The organism is Pseudomonas sp. NPDC086581, assembly GCF_044746165.1.
Taxonomy (GTDB): Bacteria; Pseudomonadota; Gammaproteobacteria; order Pseudomonadales; family Pseudomonadaceae; genus Pseudomonas.
The window spans coordinates 14,390-31,841 of sequence record NZ_JBIVBR010000012.1; the positions used below are offsets into that span (position 1 = coordinate 14,390).

Consider the following 17,452-nt stretch of genomic DNA (forward strand, 5'->3'; position numbering starts at 1 on the left):
GTCCGTCGCGACGCAGACCTGCCCCTTCCCATCAACCTTCAGCCGACGGTGAAAGCATGATCGAGGTAACCGAAGTTTCCATTGCGCAGCTGCGTGAAGCCCTGGAGTCGGGCCGCACCACCGCGGTCGAACTGGTCAAGGCCTACCTCGCGCGCATCGACGCCTACGATGGCCCGACCAAGCTCAATGCCGTGGTCGTACGCAATCCCGAAGCCCTGAAGGAAGCCCAAGCCTCCGACGAGCGCCGCGCCCGTGGCGAGACCCTCGGCCCGCTGGACGGTATTCCCTACACCGCCAAGGACAGCTACCTGGTGAAGGGCCTGACCGCCGCCTCCGGCAGCCCGGCCTTCAAGGACCTGGTCGCCTACCGCGACGCCTTCACCGTCGAGCGCCTGCGCGCCGGTGGCGCCATCTGCCTGGGCAAGACCAACATGCCGCCCATGGCCAACGGCGGCATGCAGCGCGGCGTCTATGGCCGTGCGGAAAGCCCGTACAACCGCAAGTTCCTCACCGCGCCTTTCGCCTCCGGCTCCTCCAATGGTGCCGGCACCGCGACTGCCGCGAGCTTCTCGGCCTTCGGCCTGGCGGAAGAAACCTGGTCCAGCGGTCGGGGCCCGGCCTCGAACAACGGCCTGTGCGCCTATACGCCGTCCCGTGGCGTGATCTCGGTGCGCGGCAACTGGCCGCTGACTCCGACCATGGACGTGGTGGTGCCCTACGCGCGCACCATGGCCGACCTGCTGGAAGTGCTGGACGTAGTGGTTGCCGAGGACGCCGACAAGCGTGGTGACCTGTGGCGCCTGCAGCCGTGGGTACCGATCCCCGCCGTCGCGGAGGTGCGCCCGTCTTCTTACCTGGACCTCGCCGCCGGCCCTGAAGCCCTCAAGGGCAAACGCCTGGGCGTACCGCGCATGTACATCAACAAAGACGAACTGGCCGGCACCAGCGAGAAGCCCGGCATCGGTGGCCCGACCGGCCAGCGCATTCACACCCGCGCCTCTGTCATCGATCTCTGGGAGCAGGCCCGCAAGGCCCTGGAGGCCGCTGGCGCCGAAGTCATCGAAGTAGACTTCCCGCTGGTTTCCAACTGCGAGGGCGACCGCCCGGGCGCGCCGACCGTGTTCAATCGCGGCATCGTTTCCCCGGAATTCCTCCACGACGAGCTGTGGGAGCTGTCTGGCTGGGGCTTCGATGATTTCCTCCGTGCCAATGGCGATCCCAAGCTGAACAAGCTGGCCGACGTCGATGGGCTGAAGATCTTCCCGCACGACCCCGGCACCCTGCCGAACCGTGAAGACGACCTGGTCGCGGGCATGGACGAGTACGTCAATATGGCCAAGCGCGGCCTGAAGACCTGGGACCAGATCGAGACCCTGCCCGACGGCCTGCGCGGCCTTGAAAAGACCCGCAAGCTCGACCTGGAAGACTGGATGGACGGCCTGAAGCTGGACGCCGTGCTGTTCCCGACCGTGGCCGACGTTGGTCCGGCGGACGCCGACGTCAACCCGGAATCGGCCGACATCGCCTGGAGCAACGGTATCTGGGTCGCCAACGGCAACCTGGCGATCCGTCACCTGGGCGTGCCGACCGTCACCGTGCCGATGGGCGTGATGGCCGACATCGGCATGCCGGTGGGCCTGACCTTCGCCGGTCGCGCCTATGACGACTCCGCGCTGTTGCGCTTCGCCGCGGCCTTCGAAGCTACCGGCTCCAAGCGCCTGGTGCCGCCGAGCACGCCGCCGCTGGGCTGATTGGCTGCAGGATAAAAAACCGCGCCTCAGGGCGCGGTTTTTTTATGAGCGCGAAGAGGGGCGCGCGTTGTCGGTGCGGGTCCGTGGTTCGCGTTTACCCCCCCTAACCCTCTCCCAAGGGAAGAGGGTTAGGGTGAGGGGCGATCCGAACGCAGAGCTATCCGGTAGGAACGGGGTGTCCTGGCGATGCTCTTCTGCGAGCCGAACCATTTGCGGACAAGGTCCGCTACGGGAGCTGTGCTGACTTCGCCGACTTCACGTTGCCAAAGCGTGCTTCCTTCGAAGGCGAGTAGCCATAGAAGGACGTGTAGCACTTGCTGAAATGGCTGGGCGAGACGAAGCCGCAGGCCAGTCCGACCTCGTACATCGGCAGGCTGGAGTGCTGCAGCAGGCGGCGGCTTTCGGTGATGCGCAGCTCCAGGTAATAGCGCACCGGCGTGGTCCCCAACTGCTCCTGGAAAAGCCGTTCGATCTGCCGCTTGGATCGCCCGACATAGCTCGACAGCTGGTCCTGGCTCAGCGGCTCCTCGATGTTCGCGCTCATCAGGTTGATCGCCTCGCGCAGCGGCTCGCTGAGCTTCTCGTGCAGCGCCGGGCGGGTGCGGCGGAAACGCGATTCCTCGAAGGCGAGGATGTCGACGATGGCGTCCACCAGCTCGCGGCCGTGGTGGGCGTTGATCCACTCCAGCACCAGGTTGAAGGCGCCCGTGGGGCTGGCGGCGGTAAGGCGGTCGCGGTCGGCCTGGTAGCTCTCGCTGGTGACCTCGCTGTGCCGGGCAATCTCCGCCAGCGCCGCGCGGTTTTCCGGGTGGATGGCGCAACGGTAGCCGTCGAGCAGACCAGCCTGGCCGAGGAACCAGGCGCCGTTCCACAGGCCGGCGAGAGCGACGCCCTTGTCGGCGGCCATCTGCAGCAGACGCGTCAGTTCAGGTATAGCCCGCAGCTGTGTGCGCAGGCCGCCGCAGATGACCAGCAGGTCCAGCTCGGCGAGCTGCGCCGGGGCCAGCGCGGCGCCGGGGCAGATCACCAGGCCAAGGTCACTGGTGACGGATTCGCCGTTAAGGCTGAAGGTCTCGGTGGCGAAGGTCTGTGCGCGGATCAGGTTGGCGGTGACCAGCGTATCCAGCGCTTGGGTGAAGGCGGGCAGGGAAAAGTTCTCTAGCAGCAGGAAACCCACCCGCGCGAGGCGGGCCGGCTGCCGGGATTCACCGTCGAGGTAGCGCAGGTTGCGGCCCTGCATGGCCCCACTGAACTGGCGGCGTTCGACCAAGCGGCACCTCGTCTGCGTCTGTGGGTGACTGGCTCAGCCGCACATGGCGTGGCGGCCGATGAACGAACCTGCGCCGATGATTCCCGCGATGGAAAGCAGCGTGACCTCACGGGGCTTGGAGCCCTGCATCAGATCGCCATGGGCGCGTTTTGCGCTGGAAGCATTCATTTGTCGGCCTTTTATTGAAATTGTCGGCTCGGGCGCGGTGACGCAAGGTCGGGGGCGGCTCCCCGCCGCGCTGGGGTCTTCAACAGGAGCCGGGAAAACGGGGGGGCGCCGGTGCGTTTCACGCAGGTCTCAAGCTAAGGCAGTGGATGGGTAGCCGGTTGCTCGAAATCGCCATGGGCATGACCAAAAACGACATGGTCGGCCGGCGGAGGGCTCGCCAGGGGTAGCTCCGGGACCACGGTTCCTGTGCGCGGCTGCGCCGGAAAGGGACTGCTCAGCGGCCAGCTTCCGGCAGGCTGGCGAGGAGTTTTTCCAGCAGGGCGGAGAGCTTCTTCTGCTCGGCCACGCTCAGGCCACAGAGGACTCGGCGCTGGTTGTCGACATGGGCGCCGACGGCCTGGTCGATCAGCGCCAGGCCCGTCTCGCTCAGGCCGACCAGCGAACCGCGGCCGTCCTCGGGGTTGGGTGTGCGCTGGATCAGGCCCTGTTTTTCCAGGCGGTCGAGGCGGTTGGTCATGCTCCCGGAGGAGATCATCGCCGCCTCGTAGAGCACGGTGGGCGTGAGGCGAAAGGGTGGGCCACTGCGGCGCAGGGTGGCGAGCACGTCGAACTCGCCAGGTTGCAGGCCGTACTCGGCGAACAGCGGATTGAGGTGGTCTCGGGCGATGAGCTGCGCTGCTTCGCCGAGGCGGCCAAGCAGCAGCATGCCGTCGGTTTCCAGCTCGGGCAGTTGCTGGCGCCATTGCGCGACGGCGAACGCGGCTCTGTTCATGGGGGCTTCCTTTTTATCTTGATGTCGAGATACATTGGATTTGTCTTGATGCAGAGATATTCGCCTGCGCTGCCTTCGCGATCAAGTGCCGGCGCCCCACTGGAAGGATGTTTGTCATGTCTCGAACCCTCTCCCTTGCAGCCTGCCTGCTTGCCATCGTGCTGGCGGGCGTCAACCTGCGCCCGGCGCTGGCCTCCATTGGCCCGTTACTGGATGCTCTGCAGGCGCACGCACACTTGTCCGACAGCCTCGCCAGCCTGCTCACCAGTCTGCCGGTGCTGCTGATGGGCCTGGGTGCGCTGGGCGCTTCACGGTTGCTGCGCCACTTCGGCGTACTCCGTGGCGTGGCATTCGGCTTGTTGCTGATCGCGTGTGCCTGCGTGCTGCGTCTGTTGCCGGGGCCGTTCGGGTTGCTCGGCGGCGCGGTGCTGGCCGGTCTGGGGATCGCCGCCTGCCAGGCGCTGCTGCCGGTATTCATCCGCCAGCGTTTCGGGGCGCGGGTCGGCGGGGCGATGGGCGCCTATTCCACCGCGATCATGGGCGGCGCGGTGCTGGCCAGTGTCGCTTCACCCTGGCTGGCGCAAGCCTGGGGCGAACTGCCGGCGCTGGCCTTCTGGGCGTTGCCAGCTTTGTTCGCGCTGCCGGTCTGGAGCCGCGCGGCGCAGGGCGGGGTGCCCGTAAGTTATGCCGCTCCAGCCTTTGCCGGCATCGCCCGGCGCGCGGCGTGGCTGGCGCTGTTCTTCGGTCTGGGCACCGGCGCCTATGTGCTGGTGCTTGCCTGGCTCCCGCCGTACTACACGGCGCTGGGTTGGACGCCCGCCCAGGCCGGTGCGCTGCTCGGTGGCCTGACGTTGACCGAGGTGGTTGCCGGCCTCATGGTTTCCGCCTTCATCGATCGCCTGCCAGACCGCCGCCCAGCGTTGCTGCTGGCCATTACCCTGTTGCTCGGCGGGCTGATCGTACTGGTGATGTGGCCGCAGCAACTGGCGTTGGTGGCGATGGTCGGGCTCGGCCTGGGCATCGGTGCGCTGTTCCCGCTGTCGCTGATCGTCGCCATGGACCGTGCCCGCAGCCCGGCCGAGGCCGGTGCGCTGGTGGGCTTCGTGCAGGGTGTGGGTTACCTGATCGCCGCGCTGTTCCCGCTGCTGGCGGGATTGGCGCGGCAGTCCATGGCCAGCCTGGCACCGGCCTGGATCGGCATGGCGCTGGTATGCCTGGTGCTGCTCGCTCTCGCCAGCCGCTTTGCACCGCCGCGCCCGTTTGCAGGGCAGGCGCAGGTCGGCTGAGCAATCCATGGCGGGCTGATTCGAGGCTAGGCTGAGTACTTCCGTCTGCCCAGGTGACCCGCCATGTCCCTCGTCCTGTTCGGCCATCCGTTTTCCTCCTACACGCAGAAGGTGCTGATCGCCCTCTACGAGAACGCCACGCCGTTCGAATTCCGCAGTCTCGGCCCGGATCAGCCGGAGAACGGCGCGCACTGGCTGCGCCTTTGGCCGCTGGCGAAGTTCCCGGTGCTGCTGGACGGCGAGCACAGCGTGGCCGAGACCAGCATCATCATCGAGTACCTGCACCTCAAGCACTCTGGCCCGGTGCGCCTGCTGCCGGACGATCCGCTGAAGGCGCTGGACGTGCGCTTCCTCGATCGCTTCTTCGACTGGCACGTGATGACCCCGGTGCAGCATGCCGTTCTGGGCGCCATGAGCGGCGAAGCGGCCAAGCGCGCGGAAGGCCTGGCCCATGCGGTGAGCAAGCTCGAACTGGCCTATGCCTGGCTGGAAGAGGAACTGGCCGGGCGCACCTGGGCGACGGGCGACAGCTTCAGTCTCGCCGACTGCGCTGCGGCTCCGTCGCTGTTCTATGCGGACTGGACCCATCCCATCGGTGACCCGTACCCGACGCTGCGCGCCTACCGCTCGCGGCTGCTGGCGCGCCCCTCTTTTGCCCGCGCGGTGGAGGAGGCGCGGCCGCACCGGCCATTGTTCCCGCTGGGGGCGCCGGATCGGGATTGAGTTTTACAGAGCGCCGTTGCCTCCCGTTCTTGTAGGAGCTAGCTTGCTCGCGAATCCCTTGGCACGGCGCTCGGGATGTTCGCGAGCAAGCTCGCTCCTACAGGGGGCAATCGTTCGGCTATCGGACAGACCTCGCGCAACAGGCAAAAAAATCCCCCGTGCGCTGCCGCGACCGGGGGATGCAAGACCCACGCAGGGGGACCGCGCGGGGAGGTAGACAATCGAGTCCCTTGAAGATCAAGAGCTCCTCACCCCTAACCCTCTCCCGCAAGCGGGAGAGGGGACCGTTCGGCGCAGGACGAAGCCAAGACATCAGCCGGTGAGGGCGGCTCCTGCCCGGCCGTCGAGGCTTACAGGCGGATCAGCACCGACTTCAGTTCGGTGTAATGCTCGATCGCGGCGGCGCCCATCTCGCGGCCGACGCCAGACATCTTGAAGCCGCCGAAGGGCAGCGCCGGGTCCAGCGCGCTGTGGCAGTTGACCCAGACCGAGCCGGACTTGATGCGCGGCACCATGCGGTGCACCGCGCCCAGGTCGTTGGACCAGATGCTCGCGCCCAGGCCGTAGGGGCTGTCGTTGGCCAGGCGCAGGGCGTCCTCGATGTCGTCGAAGGGCATGGCGACCAGCACCGGGCCGAAGATCTCCTCCTGCACCAGTGGGTTCTTCTGGTCGACGTCGACGATCACCGTGGGTTTGACGAAGTAGCCGGGGCCGAACTGTTCGCCGCCGCAGGCGATGGTGGCGCCCTTGTCGCGGCCCAGTTCGATGTAGTCGAACACGCGCTTCTGCTGTTTGGCGGAGATCAGCGGGCCCATGTCGATGCTCGGGTCCAGGCCGTTGCCCAGCTTCATGCCGTTGGCGATGCCGGCAATGTCGGCGATCACGTTGTCGAAGTGCTTGCGCTGCACGTACAGGCGCGAGCCGGCGCAGCAGACCTGGCCCTGGTTGAAGAAGATCGCCTGGGCGGCGCCAGCGGCCGCGGTGGCGAGGTCGGCGTCGGCCATGACGATGGTCGGCGACTTGCCGCCCAGCTCCAGGGTCACGCGGGTCATGTTGTCCATGGCTGCCTTGCCGATTTCCTTGCCGACCGGGGTCGAGCCGGTGAAGGTCAGCTTGTCCACCAGCGGGTGGTGGGAGAGGGCGGCGCCCGCGGTGATGCCGGCGCCGGTGACGACGTTGAACACGCCGGCCGGGTAGCCTGCCTCCAGGACAAGCTCGGCGAGTTTCAGCGCGGACAGCGGGGTCTCGTCGGCGGGCTTGAGCACCACGCTGCAACCGGTGGCCAGCGCCGGGCCGAGCTTCCAGCAGGCCAGCAGCAGCGGGAAGTTCCAGGCGACGATGGCGCCGACCACGCCGACGGCTTCGCGGCGGATATAGCCGTGGAATTCGCCATCGGGCATCAGCGGCATGGACACGTCGACGGTGGTGCCTTCGATCTTGGTGGCGTAGCCGGCCATGTAGCGCAGGAAGTCGATGGCCAGTTGCACGTCCATCACGCGGGCGACGGCGGCGCTTTTGCCGTTGTTCAGGCATTCCAGCTCGGCCAGCAGGTCGGCGTCGCGTTCCATCAGGTCGGCGAGCTTCCACAGCAGGTTCTGCCGTTCGCGCGGGCGGGTACGGCTCCAGGCCGAGTCATCGAAGGCCTGGCGCGCGGCGCGCACGGCGCGGTCGACGTCGGCGGCGGTGCCGGCCGGCACCTGGCAGAGCACTTCGCCGGTAGCCGGGTTGCGCAGGTCCATCAGGGCGCCGTCGCTGGCGGAGGTCCAGTCGGCACCGATCAGCATCTTCGGGGCGCGCTGCAGGAAGGCGCGGGATTCGGGCTTGATGGGCAGGGAAGCGAGCATTGCGGTGGCCTCTTGTTGTCTGTTCGTGCTCCCGGTCTGGGAGTCGCTGAGGCGGAGCATCGCAACGGCTGTGCCAAGGCTGTCTGGTTGTTATAAATAATTGAATTAAAAGGATTTAATTTGATTTTTTGGCCAGCGGAAGAGAAGCCGCTGTCGCATTGTGCGACAGCGGCTGAGACGCAGGGCTCAGGTATTGGTGATATCCCGATCCTTGGTCTCCGGCAGGAAGAAGATGCCGAGGATGGCTGTCATCACGGCGATGACGATGGGGTACCAGAGGCCGTAATAGATGTCCCCGGTGGCGGCCACCATGGCGAAGGCGACGGTGGGCAGGAAGCCGCCGAACCAGCCGTTGCCGATGTGGTAGGGCAGCGACATGGAGGTGTAGCGGATGCGCGTCGGGAACAGCTCCACCAGCCACGCGGCAATCGGCCCGTAGACCATGGTCACGTAGATCACCAGGATGGTCAGCAGCACCAGCATCATCAGGTGGTTGATCTTCGCTGGGTCCGCTTTCTCCGGGTAGCCGGCTTCCTTCAGCGAGGCGGCGAGCTGCGCGGTGAAGACTTCGGACTGCACCTTGAACTCCGCCGCCGGCATGCCGGCCCCTTCGAAGCTGGCGATGACCTTGTCGCCGACGTGCACCTGGGCCAGTGCGCCGGTTTCCGCCTTGAGGTTCTCGTAGGGGATGGCGCGCTTGGCCAGCAGGCTCTTGGCCATGTCGCAGGAGCTGACGAATTTCGCCTTGCCCACTGGATCGAACTGGAAGGAGCAGGCGTTCGGGTCGGCGACCACCGTGACCGGGTTCTTCTCCTGGGCGGCGAACACGTCCGGGTTACCGAACTGGGTCAGGCCGTGGAAGATCGGGAAGTAGGTCAACGCGGCGAGGATGCAGCCGGCCATGATGATCTTCTTGCGGCCGATGCGGTCGGACAGGCTGCCGAAGAACACGAAGAACGGCGTGCCCAGCAGCAAGGAGCCGGCGATCAGCAGGTTGGCAGTCTGCGCGTCGATCTTCAGCGTCTGCAGCAGGAAGAACAGCGCGTAGAACTGCCCGGTGTACCAGACGACGGCCTGCCCGGCGGTGCCACCGAGCAGCGACATGATCACCACCTTGAGGTTCTCCCAGCGGCCGAAGGATTCGGTCAGCGGCGCCTTGGACGCCTTGCCTTCCTCCTTCATCTTCAGGAACACCGGCGACTCGGAGAGCTGCAGGCGGATGTACACCGAGACGATCAGCAGCAGGATCGACAGCAGGAAGGGGATTCGCCAGCCCCAGGCTTCGAACGCCTCGGTGCCGAGCACGGTGCGGCAGGCCATGATCACCAGCAGCGAGAGGAACAGGCCCAGGGTCGCGGTCGTCTGGATCCACGAGGTGAAGAAGCCGCGCTTGCCCTTGGGCGCGTGCTCCGCGACGTAGGTCGCCGCGCCGCCATACTCGCCGCCCAGTGCCAGGCCTTGCAGCAGCCGCAGGGTGATCAGGATGATCGGTGCGGCCACGCCGATGGTGGCGTAGGCGGGCAGCAGGCCGACCACGGCGGTGGACACGCCCATGATGATGATGGTGATGAGGAAGGTGTGTTTGCGCCCGATCATGTCGCCCAGGCGACCGAACACGATGGCGCCGAAGGGCCGCACCGCGAAGCCGGCGGCGAAGGCCAGCAGGGCGAAGATGAAGGCGGTGGTTTCATTGACCCCGGCGAAGAAGTGCTTGGCGATGATCGCCGCCAGGGAGCCATAGAGATAGAAGTCGTACCACTCGAACACCGTACCCAGGGACGAGGCAAAGATGACCTTGCGCTCCTCCTTGGTGATCCCGCTGTGAGGAGCGTTGCCCGCGGCCGGGCTGTATGTCTGCGCCATGTTCGTCTCCGTCTTGTTGTTGTTTTGGGCCGGAGTCCCTCGATTTTCCGTTACCGCACTCGAGCCCAGGGCTGATGTCAGGTCGTACGGATTGCGCAAAGCTTGAAAACAGGCGGCCCTGCGAAAGGCCGCAAGGTCATCTGAAAGCATAATCGTTCTCACGTATTCAGCCACCTGCCGGCCCCGGCAAAGCACCGGCTGGCGCGGATTGGTACCTGTTCCGGACAGGCCGGATAACGCGAGGCGTCTGGCTGGCGCCTCGTTGGTCGGCACTTCCTTGTGGTGAAGACGTGCAATTAGACCATCGTCTATAACGGCTGGGTCGTCTCAGACTGCTACAGCTGTCGCGATCTGCCACGTGCAGACGGGCTTGGGCCGCGCGCAGCCTGCTGTTTCGCAGGGATTTTTCCGCCTGGCACGCAACGTGAAACGCTCAGGGCTTCGCCCTGCGCCACGTCGGCGCTGCACAAGGAGGCCTGGCTTGAAGAGGATGCACCTATCGCTGCCGTGGATTGCGGGGCCGCTGGCTGCCGCGCTGACCGGCCTGTTGTTGTGGCTGCTGCCCGGCGCGGGCAATGGCTTGCTCTGGGCCCTGGCGGTTCTGATCGCCCTGGGCGCCATTCGCCCGGTGTGGCGCGGGCGCCTGTGGCCTGTTGCGCTGGGTGTGTTGTGCGGCGCCTGCCTGGCGCTTGGCCTGCACCTGGTGGCCGACCACTTCCAGTTGCGCTACGCGTGGCTCTACAGCAGCGCGGCGCTGCCGGACTACCTGAAGTTCTCCAACCTATGGGGCGGCGACGAAGGAACGGTGCTGCTGCTGGCGACCTTCTGCATGGCCATCGCCCTGAAAAGTTCGGCGCTGCCCGGCTGGGCGGGGCGCGGCATGGCGCTGATTGCCGCGTGGTACGCCGCCACTGCCGCCTGGCTTGGACCGTTCAGCGCGACGCCGGCGGACTGGCTGGCGGCGCAGCCGAGCCAGGGCATGAACGCCCACCTGCAGACCTTCTGGATGTCCCTGCACGCGCCGCTGATTCTCTGCGCCTACTCCTGGGTTCTGGCACCGGCCGGTGCCGCGCTGGAGGCGCTGGGGCGGGGCGGCCACGCCTACGCCTGGGTGATGCCGCGGTATAGCCGCCGTGCGTGGTTGATCCTCAGCGCGGGCATCGGCGTGGGCATGGCCTGGGCCATGGAGGACTTCACCTACGGCCAGTTGTGGCACTGGGACCCGGTGCAGACGTCGGCCTTCATCATCTGGGCGCTGCTCGGCGCGGTGCTGCACGGTGCCCGCCGCTGGCGCGCGGACGGCCCCTACACACGGCTGTTGCCAGTCCTCAGCCTGCTGGCCGCAGCCATGGCCTGCGGCGCCATGGCGGTGACACGCAGCACGGTGCTCGCCAGTTCGCACCGCTACATCGGCACCACCTCCTGGCTCAGCCACCTGGCGCTGGCGGCGATCCTCCTGGCGCTCGCGGCATTCCACCTGCTGGCCGGGTGGCGGGCGCGCAAAGGGGTAGGGCGGCGGCGCGGGGCCTCGGACTGGACGCTGGACGTGGCCATCTACCTGTTCGCCGGCACCGGGCTGCTGGCCCTCGGTGCGCTGCTTCAGGCGCACCTCTACGAATGGCTGGGGATGGAGCGGCCGAGCGAGCTGAAGCCCTTCTTCGAGACCCTGACCGCCTGGGCCACCACCGCCGAGATGGACAGCCTGCGCCGCGCCTTCGACCAGTGGGACGTCAATGGCTACGGCCTGGTGCACTGGGTAGTGCCGCTGCTGGCGGCACTCGGCCTGATGGGCGGCTACAGCTTCCTGCGCCGTTGCGGACGGCCCCGTCTGGCGCTGCTGGCGACCGTGTTGGTGGCCGCGCTGATGTTCTGGACCGGCTGGCGTGGCGGCTGGCTGAGCGACGGCTACAACGGCGACGGCATGCTCTCGCAGAACATCGTACAGGTGCTGCCGTGGCTGGATGCAGCGCTGCTCGGCGGTGCCTTCCTGATGTTCAGCTGCCTGCTCTGGGGCGTGCAAAGCCTGTGGCGCAGCCGGCGGGTGGGCAACCTGCGCTACAGCGGCGGGCTGGCGCTGGTGCACGGTGGCGCGGTGATCGCGCTGGTGGGCGGGCTGGCTGCCACGGCGCTGAACAGCTACCAGCAGATCAGCATCCCGCCGGGCACTTCCTTCGAGCAGTGGCACGCGGTGATCGGCGGCATGCAGCTGCGCGTCGCGCCGGAGGCCAGTCGCCCGGATTTCTCCGGCTACCACGCGGTGGCCAGGGTGGAGCTGCGCGACGGCGACGGCACGCTCGCCGGCCACGCGCTGTTCCAGGACAGCCGGGGCAGCACGCCGGCCTACCAGGGCCCGGTGCGCCAGCTCTGCGAGATCCTCGACTACCACTACGCACGCTTCGCCTCGGATCGCGGCTACGTGCTGCATCCCTTCATCGTCCGCGGCTGGAGCGGCGACCTGCAGATCTGGGTGCCCGCGTCGGCGCGGCTGCTCAAGCAGCCCGGTGACCACATCGAGAGCGTCGTGGTGGTAAGGCGCTTCCCGTTCCTCTCGCTGGTCTGGATCGGGCTGCTGACCATGCTGTTCGGCGCCTTGTTGCTGCCGGCGGGCGGCGCTTTGCGCAAGCCGGACCATACTGCTTCGCAGGCTGTCTCACCGGGCCTGTCTCAGAGTTAGACAGCAATCGCGAAATGTGACGACGCACCCCCGGCAGCCACTGCCGGGAGTGCCCGGAAATACCGCCGAAAGCCTGATTCGGCGGGGCATGCGTAGTAGTGGCACACAACCTGCAAAACCGATTTCAAGAGCTCGCTCTTTGCCCATCGGTGGGCGCCAATAACCAACAAGAATACCGAGGAGGCCTGACCTTGAAGATGACACGACTTCGGCACTATCTGGGTGCCGGAACCCTGGCCGCACTGGCCCTTGCGCTCCACCAGACGGCCCAGGCCGCACCCGAAGGCCAGGCGATCATCAACGCCAAGTGCCAGGCGTGCCACACGCCCGAAGGCAACAATTCCCTCAGCCGCATCAGCCACCAGCGCAAGACGCCCGAAGGCTGGCTGATGAGCATCGCCCGCATGCAGGTGATGTACGGCCTGAAGATTACCGACGACGAGCGCCGCTCGGTGGTCAAGTTCCTCGCCGACAAGCAGGGCCTGGCGCCCAGCGAGACCGAAGGCGTGCGCTACGCCCTCGAGCGCCGGCTGAACACCGTCGAGAAGTTCGATACGAACTTCGAGCAGATGTGTGCCCGTTGCCACTCGGGTGCGCGCATCGCCCTGCAGCGCCGCCCGGCGGCGGAGTGGGAGAAGCTGGTGAACTTCCACCTCGGCCGCTGGCCGTCGCTGGAATACCAGGCCCTGGCCCGCGATCGCGACTGGTTCGACCTGGCGAAAAAAGAGATGGTCCCGGAACTGGCCAAGCGCTACCCGCTGGACAGCAAAGCCTGGTCCGACTGGCAGAAGAACCGGCCCAAGGCCGAATCCCTGGCCGGTAACTGGAGCTTCGCCGGGCACATGCCGGGCAAGGGCGACCTGGCCGGCAGCATGAGCGTGAGCAAGGACGGCGACGATGCCTTCAAGGTCAGCGTGAAGGGCCAGTACGCCGACGGTTCGCCGTTCAGCGGCGAGGGCAGCGCGGTGCTCTACAACGGCTACGAGTGGCGCGGCGCAGTCAAGGTTGGCGACGTGACCCTGCGCCAGGTGTTCGCGACACTCAATGGCCAGATGCAGGGCCGCATGTTCGACAAGGCCCACGACGAGCGCGGCCTGGACTTCGTCGCGGCGAAGGATGGCACCAGCCATGTGCTGGGTGTGCAGCCGGCCTACATCAAGGCGGGCGCGGAGACCGAAGTCAGCGTGGTCGGCACCGGCCTGAAGGGCAAGCCGTCGTTCGGCAAGGGCGTGGAAGTGGTGTCGGTGGTTTCCGAGACGCCCGAGCGCGTGACCGTCAAGGTCAAGGCCAGCGATGTGGCCGCCGCCGGCGAGCGCGATGTCACCGTGGGCACCGCCAAAGGCGGCAGCCTCGCGGTGTACAAGGACATCGCCGAAGTGAAGGTGGTGCCGGAGTTTTCTATCTCCCGCATCGGCGGCAACGGCGGCTCCACGCCCAAGGTTCAGGGCAGCTTCGATGCCGAGGCCTGGGGCAAGGGCGCCGACGGCAAGCCGTTCCGCATCGGCGTGTTCCCGGCGCAGTGGTCGGTCGAGCCCTTCGATGACCGCGCCAAGGAAGACCAGGACGTGAAGTTCGCCGGCGCGATGGACGCCGCCACCGGCATCTTCACGCCGGGCGACGCCGGTCCGAATCCGGAACGCAAGATGATGACCAACAACGCCGGCAACCTGAAGGTGATCGCCGCGGTGGACGACGCCGGCCAGTCGCACAAGGGCGAAGGGCACATGATCGTCACCGTGCAGCGTTGGAACAACCCGCCGATCCCGTAATTGTCGGTATCGGATGAACTAAACCCCTGAACCCCGTCTGCGGACGGGGATTGGCAAGCAAGTTCCGGGAGGTCGCCATGGGCGCCATCTTGAATCTGGTCGAACGCAACCTGCACGAAGTGCAGGTCGACGCCGACCGCCTGTTGTTCCACATCCCCAGTTCTTCGCTGTTCGCCAGCGACGAGCTGACCGGCGGGATCATCGACGCGCTGCGCGGGCATGCCTGCTCGCCGGACGAGCTGACCCAACGCCTGGGCGGGCGTTTCGCCGCCGAAGAAATCGACGAGACCCTGCGCGAGCTGATCGCGCTGGAGCTGGTCAGCGACGGCTCGCCGCTGACCCCTGAGATTGGCATCAGGAAAGTCGATCGCACCGCGCTCAATACCGTGGTGCTGAACGTCAACACTGGCTGCAACCTCAGTTGCACCTACTGCTACAAGGAAGATCTGGACAAGCCCTCCGCCGGCAAGAAGATGGGCGCGGCGACCGCCGAGGCTTCGGTGGAAATGCTGATCCAGGAATCCCCCGACGAGCAGCGCTACACCGTGGTGTTCTTCGGCGGCGAACCGCTGTCCAACCGCCCGCTGATCGAGCACATGGTCGCCTACTGCGAGCGCCGTTTCGGCGAGCTGGGCAAGACCGTGGACTTCGTCATGACCACCAACGCCACGCTGCTCACCGAGGAAATCGTCGACTGGCTCAACGCCCATCGCTTCGGGCTGTCCATCAGCATCGACGGGCCGAAGACGGTGCACGACCGCAACCGCATCACCGTGGGCGGGCAGGGCACCTATGACGTGGTGCGGCGCAAGGCCGACATGCTGCTGTCGCGCTACACCGCGCGGCCGGTCGGCGCGCGGGTGACCCTGACCACCGGCGTCACCGACGTCGAGACCATCTGGAACCACCTGTTCAACGAGATGGGTTTTGCCGAAGTCGGTTTCGCGCCAGTCACCTCGGGCGACATCAGCAGCTACAACCTCACCGGGGATGAGCTGAAGGACGTCTTCGCCGGCATGAAGGCCCTCGGCCGCCGCTACCTGGACGAGGCGCTGCAGGGGCGCAACATCGGCTTCTCCAACCTGCACCAGCTGATCACCGACATCCATGAAGGACAGAAGAAGGCCCTGCCGTGCGGCGCCGGCCTGAAGATGCTGGCGGTGGACCACAAGGGCGAGCTGAACCTGTGCCATCGCTTCACCGGTTCTTCGCTGCCGACCTTCGGCAACGTGCATGAAGGGGTGAAGCAGGCCGAGCTGAACGAGTTCCTCTCGCAGCGCCTGGACCGCACCGACACCGGCTGCGCCAGCTGCCACATCCGCAACCTCTGCTCCGGCGGCTGCTACCACGAGAGCTACGCGCGCTACGGCGACCCGGCGCACCCCACCTACCACTACTGCGAACTGATGAGGGACTGGGTCGACTTCGGCATCGAGGTCTACAGCCGGATCATGGCTTCCAACCCCAGCTTCATCGACCGCCACATCACTCCGCGGAAGGCGCACTGACATGAAACATCTGAAAGCGATCAACACCAAAGCACAGAAGCTCGAACAGGCCGCCGCCGAGGATCGCATCGAGGACGTGGTGGCGATGAACTCCGTGGCCGGCTGCGCGGCGACCACCGATCCGGGCTGGGAAGTCGACGTGTTCGGCGGCGTGTCCTCGCTCTGCCAGCCGATGGAAGCGGACCTCTACGGCTGCTCCGACCCCTGCTGGTGGCCGGCCCAGGTGCCGGACATGATGAGCACCTACCCCGACTGGAACAAGGATGCGCAGGCCTCGGCCGAGAACTGGCGCAACCTCGGCACCGTATTCCCGGACGACAAATGATCGCCCTGAAACATATGGGACAGAAGAACAAGAGGAAAACCTGCATGTCCAGAAAAGCATTCGCCGCCGCCCTCGGCGGCCTCTCGCTGGCCTGTGCGCTGCAAACTGTAGCCGCCGACGCCGGCGCAGACGTGAGCAAAGCGCTGGAAAGTGGCCACGAGTACCTGATCAGCACCAACTACCCGAACAACCTGCACGTCATCGACATGCAGACCGACAAGCTGTTCAAGACCTGCACCATCCCCGGCGCCTACGGCCCGGGCATGACCCAGCTGTCGCCGGACCGCAAGACCGTCTACATCCTCAGCAACCACTACGCGGACATCTACGGCATCCAGCTCGATGATTGCAAACCGGTGTTCCACGCCACCATCGCGCAGAAACCGGGAGAGAACGCGCGGGCGATGTTCTCCATGACCGTCAGTCATGACGGCAAGGAGATCTACGCCATCGCCAACCCGACGCTGATCCTCGCCGAGCACTACGAGGTGCAGCAGCCGCGCCTGCAGGTGTATTCCGTCGCGGACGGCATGGACGCCAAGCCGGTGCGCACCTTCCCGGCACCGCGCCAGCTGACCATCATGCAGAGCGGCGACGACGGTACCCTCTATGTAGCGGGCCCGGACATCTACAAGGTGGACGTCAAAACCGGAAAGTTCGACGTGGTGATCCCCAGCCGCAACTGGAAGCGCCCCAACTATGCGCCGCCAGATGTGCTCTACGTGTGGAACCAGCAGACCTACCCGCGTGACTTCTCGCTGCTCTACACCACGGCGAAGTTCAAGGACGCCAAGCAGGACATGGCCACGGCCGACTTCCTCTACGGCTTCTTCAACATCGATCTGGCCACCGGCAAAACCGAGACCGTCGATTTCGGCCCGGTCACCGAGGTGTACTTCAGCGGTATCCGCTCGGCCAAGGACCGCAATATCGTCTACGGCGTGTTGAACCGCCTGGCCAAGTACGACATCAAGGAGCAGAAGCTGGTCAAGGCGGCGAACCTGGACCACTCCTACTACTGCCTGTCGACCAACAAGGCCGGCAACAAGCTGTACCTGACCGGCACCCTGAACGACGTGGCGATCTTCGACGCCGACAGCCTGGAGCGCATCGGCGATCTGAAGCTGCCCGGCGGCGACATGGCGATCACCACCAGCCAGGCGTTCGTGGCCAACTGAAAGCTGTCTGATTGACGAACTGCCCCGGAGCATTCGCGTGCTCCGGGGCAGTTTTGTTTCCGGCTCAGATTTCCGGTTCGGGGCTGAGGTACCTCTGTGCACCGCAGCGCGCACAGCGCTGGCACAGCATCGGTACGCGGCCGACTTCGGTCAGATTCCCTTCATCCCAAACACATCCCAGGAAAAAGCAGCGCAATCGCATGTGTCCTCCTCCGGATCGCTCCGGTGCGTAGGCAGGCAGCAGGGTGCAGGTGACGCTCCGGGATTGTTCTTGTGTGGAGACGCGGTGAGCCTCTCGCGAGCGCTCTGGAATGGGCAACC

Annotated in this window: 14 protein-coding genes; 8 read left to right on the forward strand and 6 right to left on the reverse strand. The window is 66.2% G+C overall.

Features of this window, described 5'->3' with window-relative positions:
• Positions 1-56: 56 nt before the first annotated feature.
• Positions 57-1,751, forward strand: coding sequence for an amidase (locus ACIPK7_RS22830; RefSeq protein ID WP_401090369.1), 1,695 nt, complete (start codon positions 57-59; stop codon positions 1,749-1,751).
• 226 nt (positions 1,752-1,977) lie between these two features.
• Here the strand turns inward: ACIPK7_RS22830 and ACIPK7_RS22835 are convergent, their stop codons facing one another.
• From ACIPK7_RS22835 to ACIPK7_RS22845, 3 genes are all read right to left on the reverse strand, one after another.
• The gene (locus tag ACIPK7_RS22835) at positions 1,978-2,991 is read right to left on the reverse strand and encodes a GlxA family transcriptional regulator (protein ID WP_192434782.1); all 1,014 of its coding nucleotides are present in this window, start codon (positions 2,989-2,991) and stop codon (positions 1,978-1,980) included.
• A 63-nt stretch (positions 2,992-3,054) separates the two neighbouring features.
• Entirely contained in the window at positions 3,055-3,189 is a 135-nt protein-coding gene (locus ACIPK7_RS22840) for a hypothetical protein (protein WP_263866459.1), read from the reverse strand.
• A gap of 274 nt (positions 3,190-3,463) precedes the next feature.
• Positions 3,464-3,961 carry a MarR family winged helix-turn-helix transcriptional regulator gene (locus tag ACIPK7_RS22845; RefSeq protein ID WP_401090371.1) on the reverse strand — a complete coding sequence of 166 codons (498 nt, stop codon included), beginning with the start codon at positions 3,959-3,961 and terminating at the stop codon, positions 3,464-3,466.
• Positions 3,962-4,077: 116 nt separating this feature from the next.
• Here ACIPK7_RS22845 and ACIPK7_RS22850 point away from each other — a divergent pair, with 116 nt between their 5' ends.
• Positions 4,078-5,247, forward strand: coding sequence for an MFS transporter (locus ACIPK7_RS22850; RefSeq protein WP_401090373.1), 1,170 nt, complete (start codon positions 4,078-4,080; stop codon positions 5,245-5,247).
• 63 nt (positions 5,248-5,310) lie between these two features.
• Entirely contained in the window at positions 5,311-5,970 is a 660-nt protein-coding gene (locus tag ACIPK7_RS22855; RefSeq protein WP_401090375.1) for a glutathione S-transferase family protein, read from the forward strand.
• A 350-nt stretch (positions 5,971-6,320) separates the two neighbouring features.
• On the opposite strand, the gene ACIPK7_RS22860 is transcribed toward ACIPK7_RS22855, so the two are convergent.
• A complete protein-coding gene (locus ACIPK7_RS22860; RefSeq protein WP_401090377.1) occupies positions 6,321-7,814 on the reverse strand; it encodes an aldehyde dehydrogenase family protein in 1,494 nt (497 codons plus the stop codon).
• 186 nt (positions 7,815-8,000) lie between these two features.
• Positions 8,001-9,677 carry an MFS transporter gene (locus ACIPK7_RS22865; protein ID WP_192434442.1) on the reverse strand — a complete coding sequence of 559 codons (1,677 nt, stop codon included), beginning with the start codon at positions 9,675-9,677 and terminating at the stop codon, positions 8,001-8,003.
• Between the two features lie 490 nt (positions 9,678-10,167).
• Here ACIPK7_RS22865 and ccsA point away from each other — a divergent pair, with 490 nt between their 5' ends.
• The 5 genes from ccsA to peaD all read left to right on the forward strand — a co-directional run bounded on the left by ccsA (position 10,168) and on the right by peaD (position 17,131).
• Positions 10,168-12,351 (forward strand): cytochrome c biogenesis protein CcsA, encoded by a 2,184-nt coding sequence (ccsA, locus tag ACIPK7_RS22870; protein ID WP_401090584.1) that lies wholly within the window; start codon positions 10,168-10,170, stop codon positions 12,349-12,351.
• Between the two features lie 197 nt (positions 12,352-12,548).
• Entirely contained in the window at positions 12,549-14,120 is a 1,572-nt protein-coding gene (gene peaA / locus ACIPK7_RS22875; protein WP_401090379.1) for a quinohemoprotein amine dehydrogenase subunit alpha, read from the forward strand.
• Between the two features lie 77 nt (positions 14,121-14,197).
• Positions 14,198-15,628, forward strand: a complete 1,431-nt coding sequence (gene peaB, locus ACIPK7_RS22880; RefSeq protein WP_401090381.1) for a quinohemoprotein amine dehydrogenase maturation protein — start codon at positions 14,198-14,200, stop codon at positions 15,626-15,628.
• A 1-nt stretch (position 15,629) separates the two neighbouring features.
• Entirely contained in the window at positions 15,630-15,953 is a 324-nt protein-coding gene (gene qhpC, locus ACIPK7_RS22885) for a quinohemoprotein amine dehydrogenase subunit gamma (protein WP_015477047.1), read from the forward strand.
• A 44-nt stretch (positions 15,954-15,997) separates the two neighbouring features.
• Positions 15,998-17,131 (forward strand): quinohemoprotein amine dehydrogenase subunit beta, encoded by a 1,134-nt coding sequence (gene peaD, locus ACIPK7_RS22890; protein ID WP_401090383.1) that lies wholly within the window; start codon positions 15,998-16,000, stop codon positions 17,129-17,131.
• A gap of 64 nt (positions 17,132-17,195) precedes the next feature.
• Here the strand turns inward: peaD and ACIPK7_RS22895 are convergent, their stop codons facing one another.
• Positions 17,196-17,333, reverse strand: coding sequence for a PSPA7_2676 family Cys-rich small protein (locus ACIPK7_RS22895; RefSeq protein ID WP_277873433.1), 138 nt, complete (start codon positions 17,331-17,333; stop codon positions 17,196-17,198).
• Positions 17,334-17,452: the final 119 nt, after the last annotated feature.

What these genes read in the sequence shown, in the direction of transcription:
- ACIPK7_RS22830 (WP_401090369.1), top strand. Translation starts at nt 57, where the DNA reads ATGATCGAGGTAACCGAAGTTTCCATTGCGCAGCTGCGTGAAGCCCTG.
- ACIPK7_RS22835 (WP_192434782.1), bottom strand. Translation starts at nt 2,991, where the DNA reads ATGCAGGGCCGCAACCTGCGCTACCTCGACGGTGAATCCCGGCAGCCG.
- ACIPK7_RS22840 (WP_263866459.1), bottom strand. Translation starts at nt 3,189, where the DNA reads ATGAATGCTTCCAGCGCAAAACGCGCCCATGGCGATCTGATGCAGGGC.
- ACIPK7_RS22845 (WP_401090371.1), bottom strand. Translation starts at nt 3,961, where the DNA reads ATGAACAGAGCCGCGTTCGCCGTCGCGCAATGGCGCCAGCAACTGCCC.
- ACIPK7_RS22850 (WP_401090373.1), top strand. Translation starts at nt 4,078, where the DNA reads ATGTCTCGAACCCTCTCCCTTGCAGCCTGCCTGCTTGCCATCGTGCTG.
- ACIPK7_RS22855 (WP_401090375.1), top strand. Translation starts at nt 5,311, where the DNA reads ATGTCCCTCGTCCTGTTCGGCCATCCGTTTTCCTCCTACACGCAGAAG.
- ACIPK7_RS22860 (WP_401090377.1), bottom strand. Translation starts at nt 7,814, where the DNA reads ATGCTCGCTTCCCTGCCCATCAAGCCCGAATCCCGCGCCTTCCTGCAG.
- ACIPK7_RS22865 (WP_192434442.1), bottom strand. Translation starts at nt 9,677, where the DNA reads ATGGCGCAGACATACAGCCCGGCCGCGGGCAACGCTCCTCACAGCGGG.
- ccsA (WP_401090584.1), top strand. Translation starts at nt 10,168, where the DNA reads ATGCACCTATCGCTGCCGTGGATTGCGGGGCCGCTGGCTGCCGCGCTG.
- peaA (WP_401090379.1), top strand. Translation starts at nt 12,549, where the DNA reads ATGACACGACTTCGGCACTATCTGGGTGCCGGAACCCTGGCCGCACTG.
- peaB (WP_401090381.1), top strand. Translation starts at nt 14,198, where the DNA reads ATGGGCGCCATCTTGAATCTGGTCGAACGCAACCTGCACGAAGTGCAG.
- qhpC (WP_015477047.1), top strand. Translation starts at nt 15,630, where the DNA reads ATGAAACATCTGAAAGCGATCAACACCAAAGCACAGAAGCTCGAACAG.
- peaD (WP_401090383.1), top strand. Translation starts at nt 15,998, where the DNA reads ATGTCCAGAAAAGCATTCGCCGCCGCCCTCGGCGGCCTCTCGCTGGCC.
- ACIPK7_RS22895 (WP_277873433.1), bottom strand. Translation starts at nt 17,333, where the DNA reads ATGCGATTGCGCTGCTTTTTCCTGGGATGTGTTTGGGATGAAGGGAAT.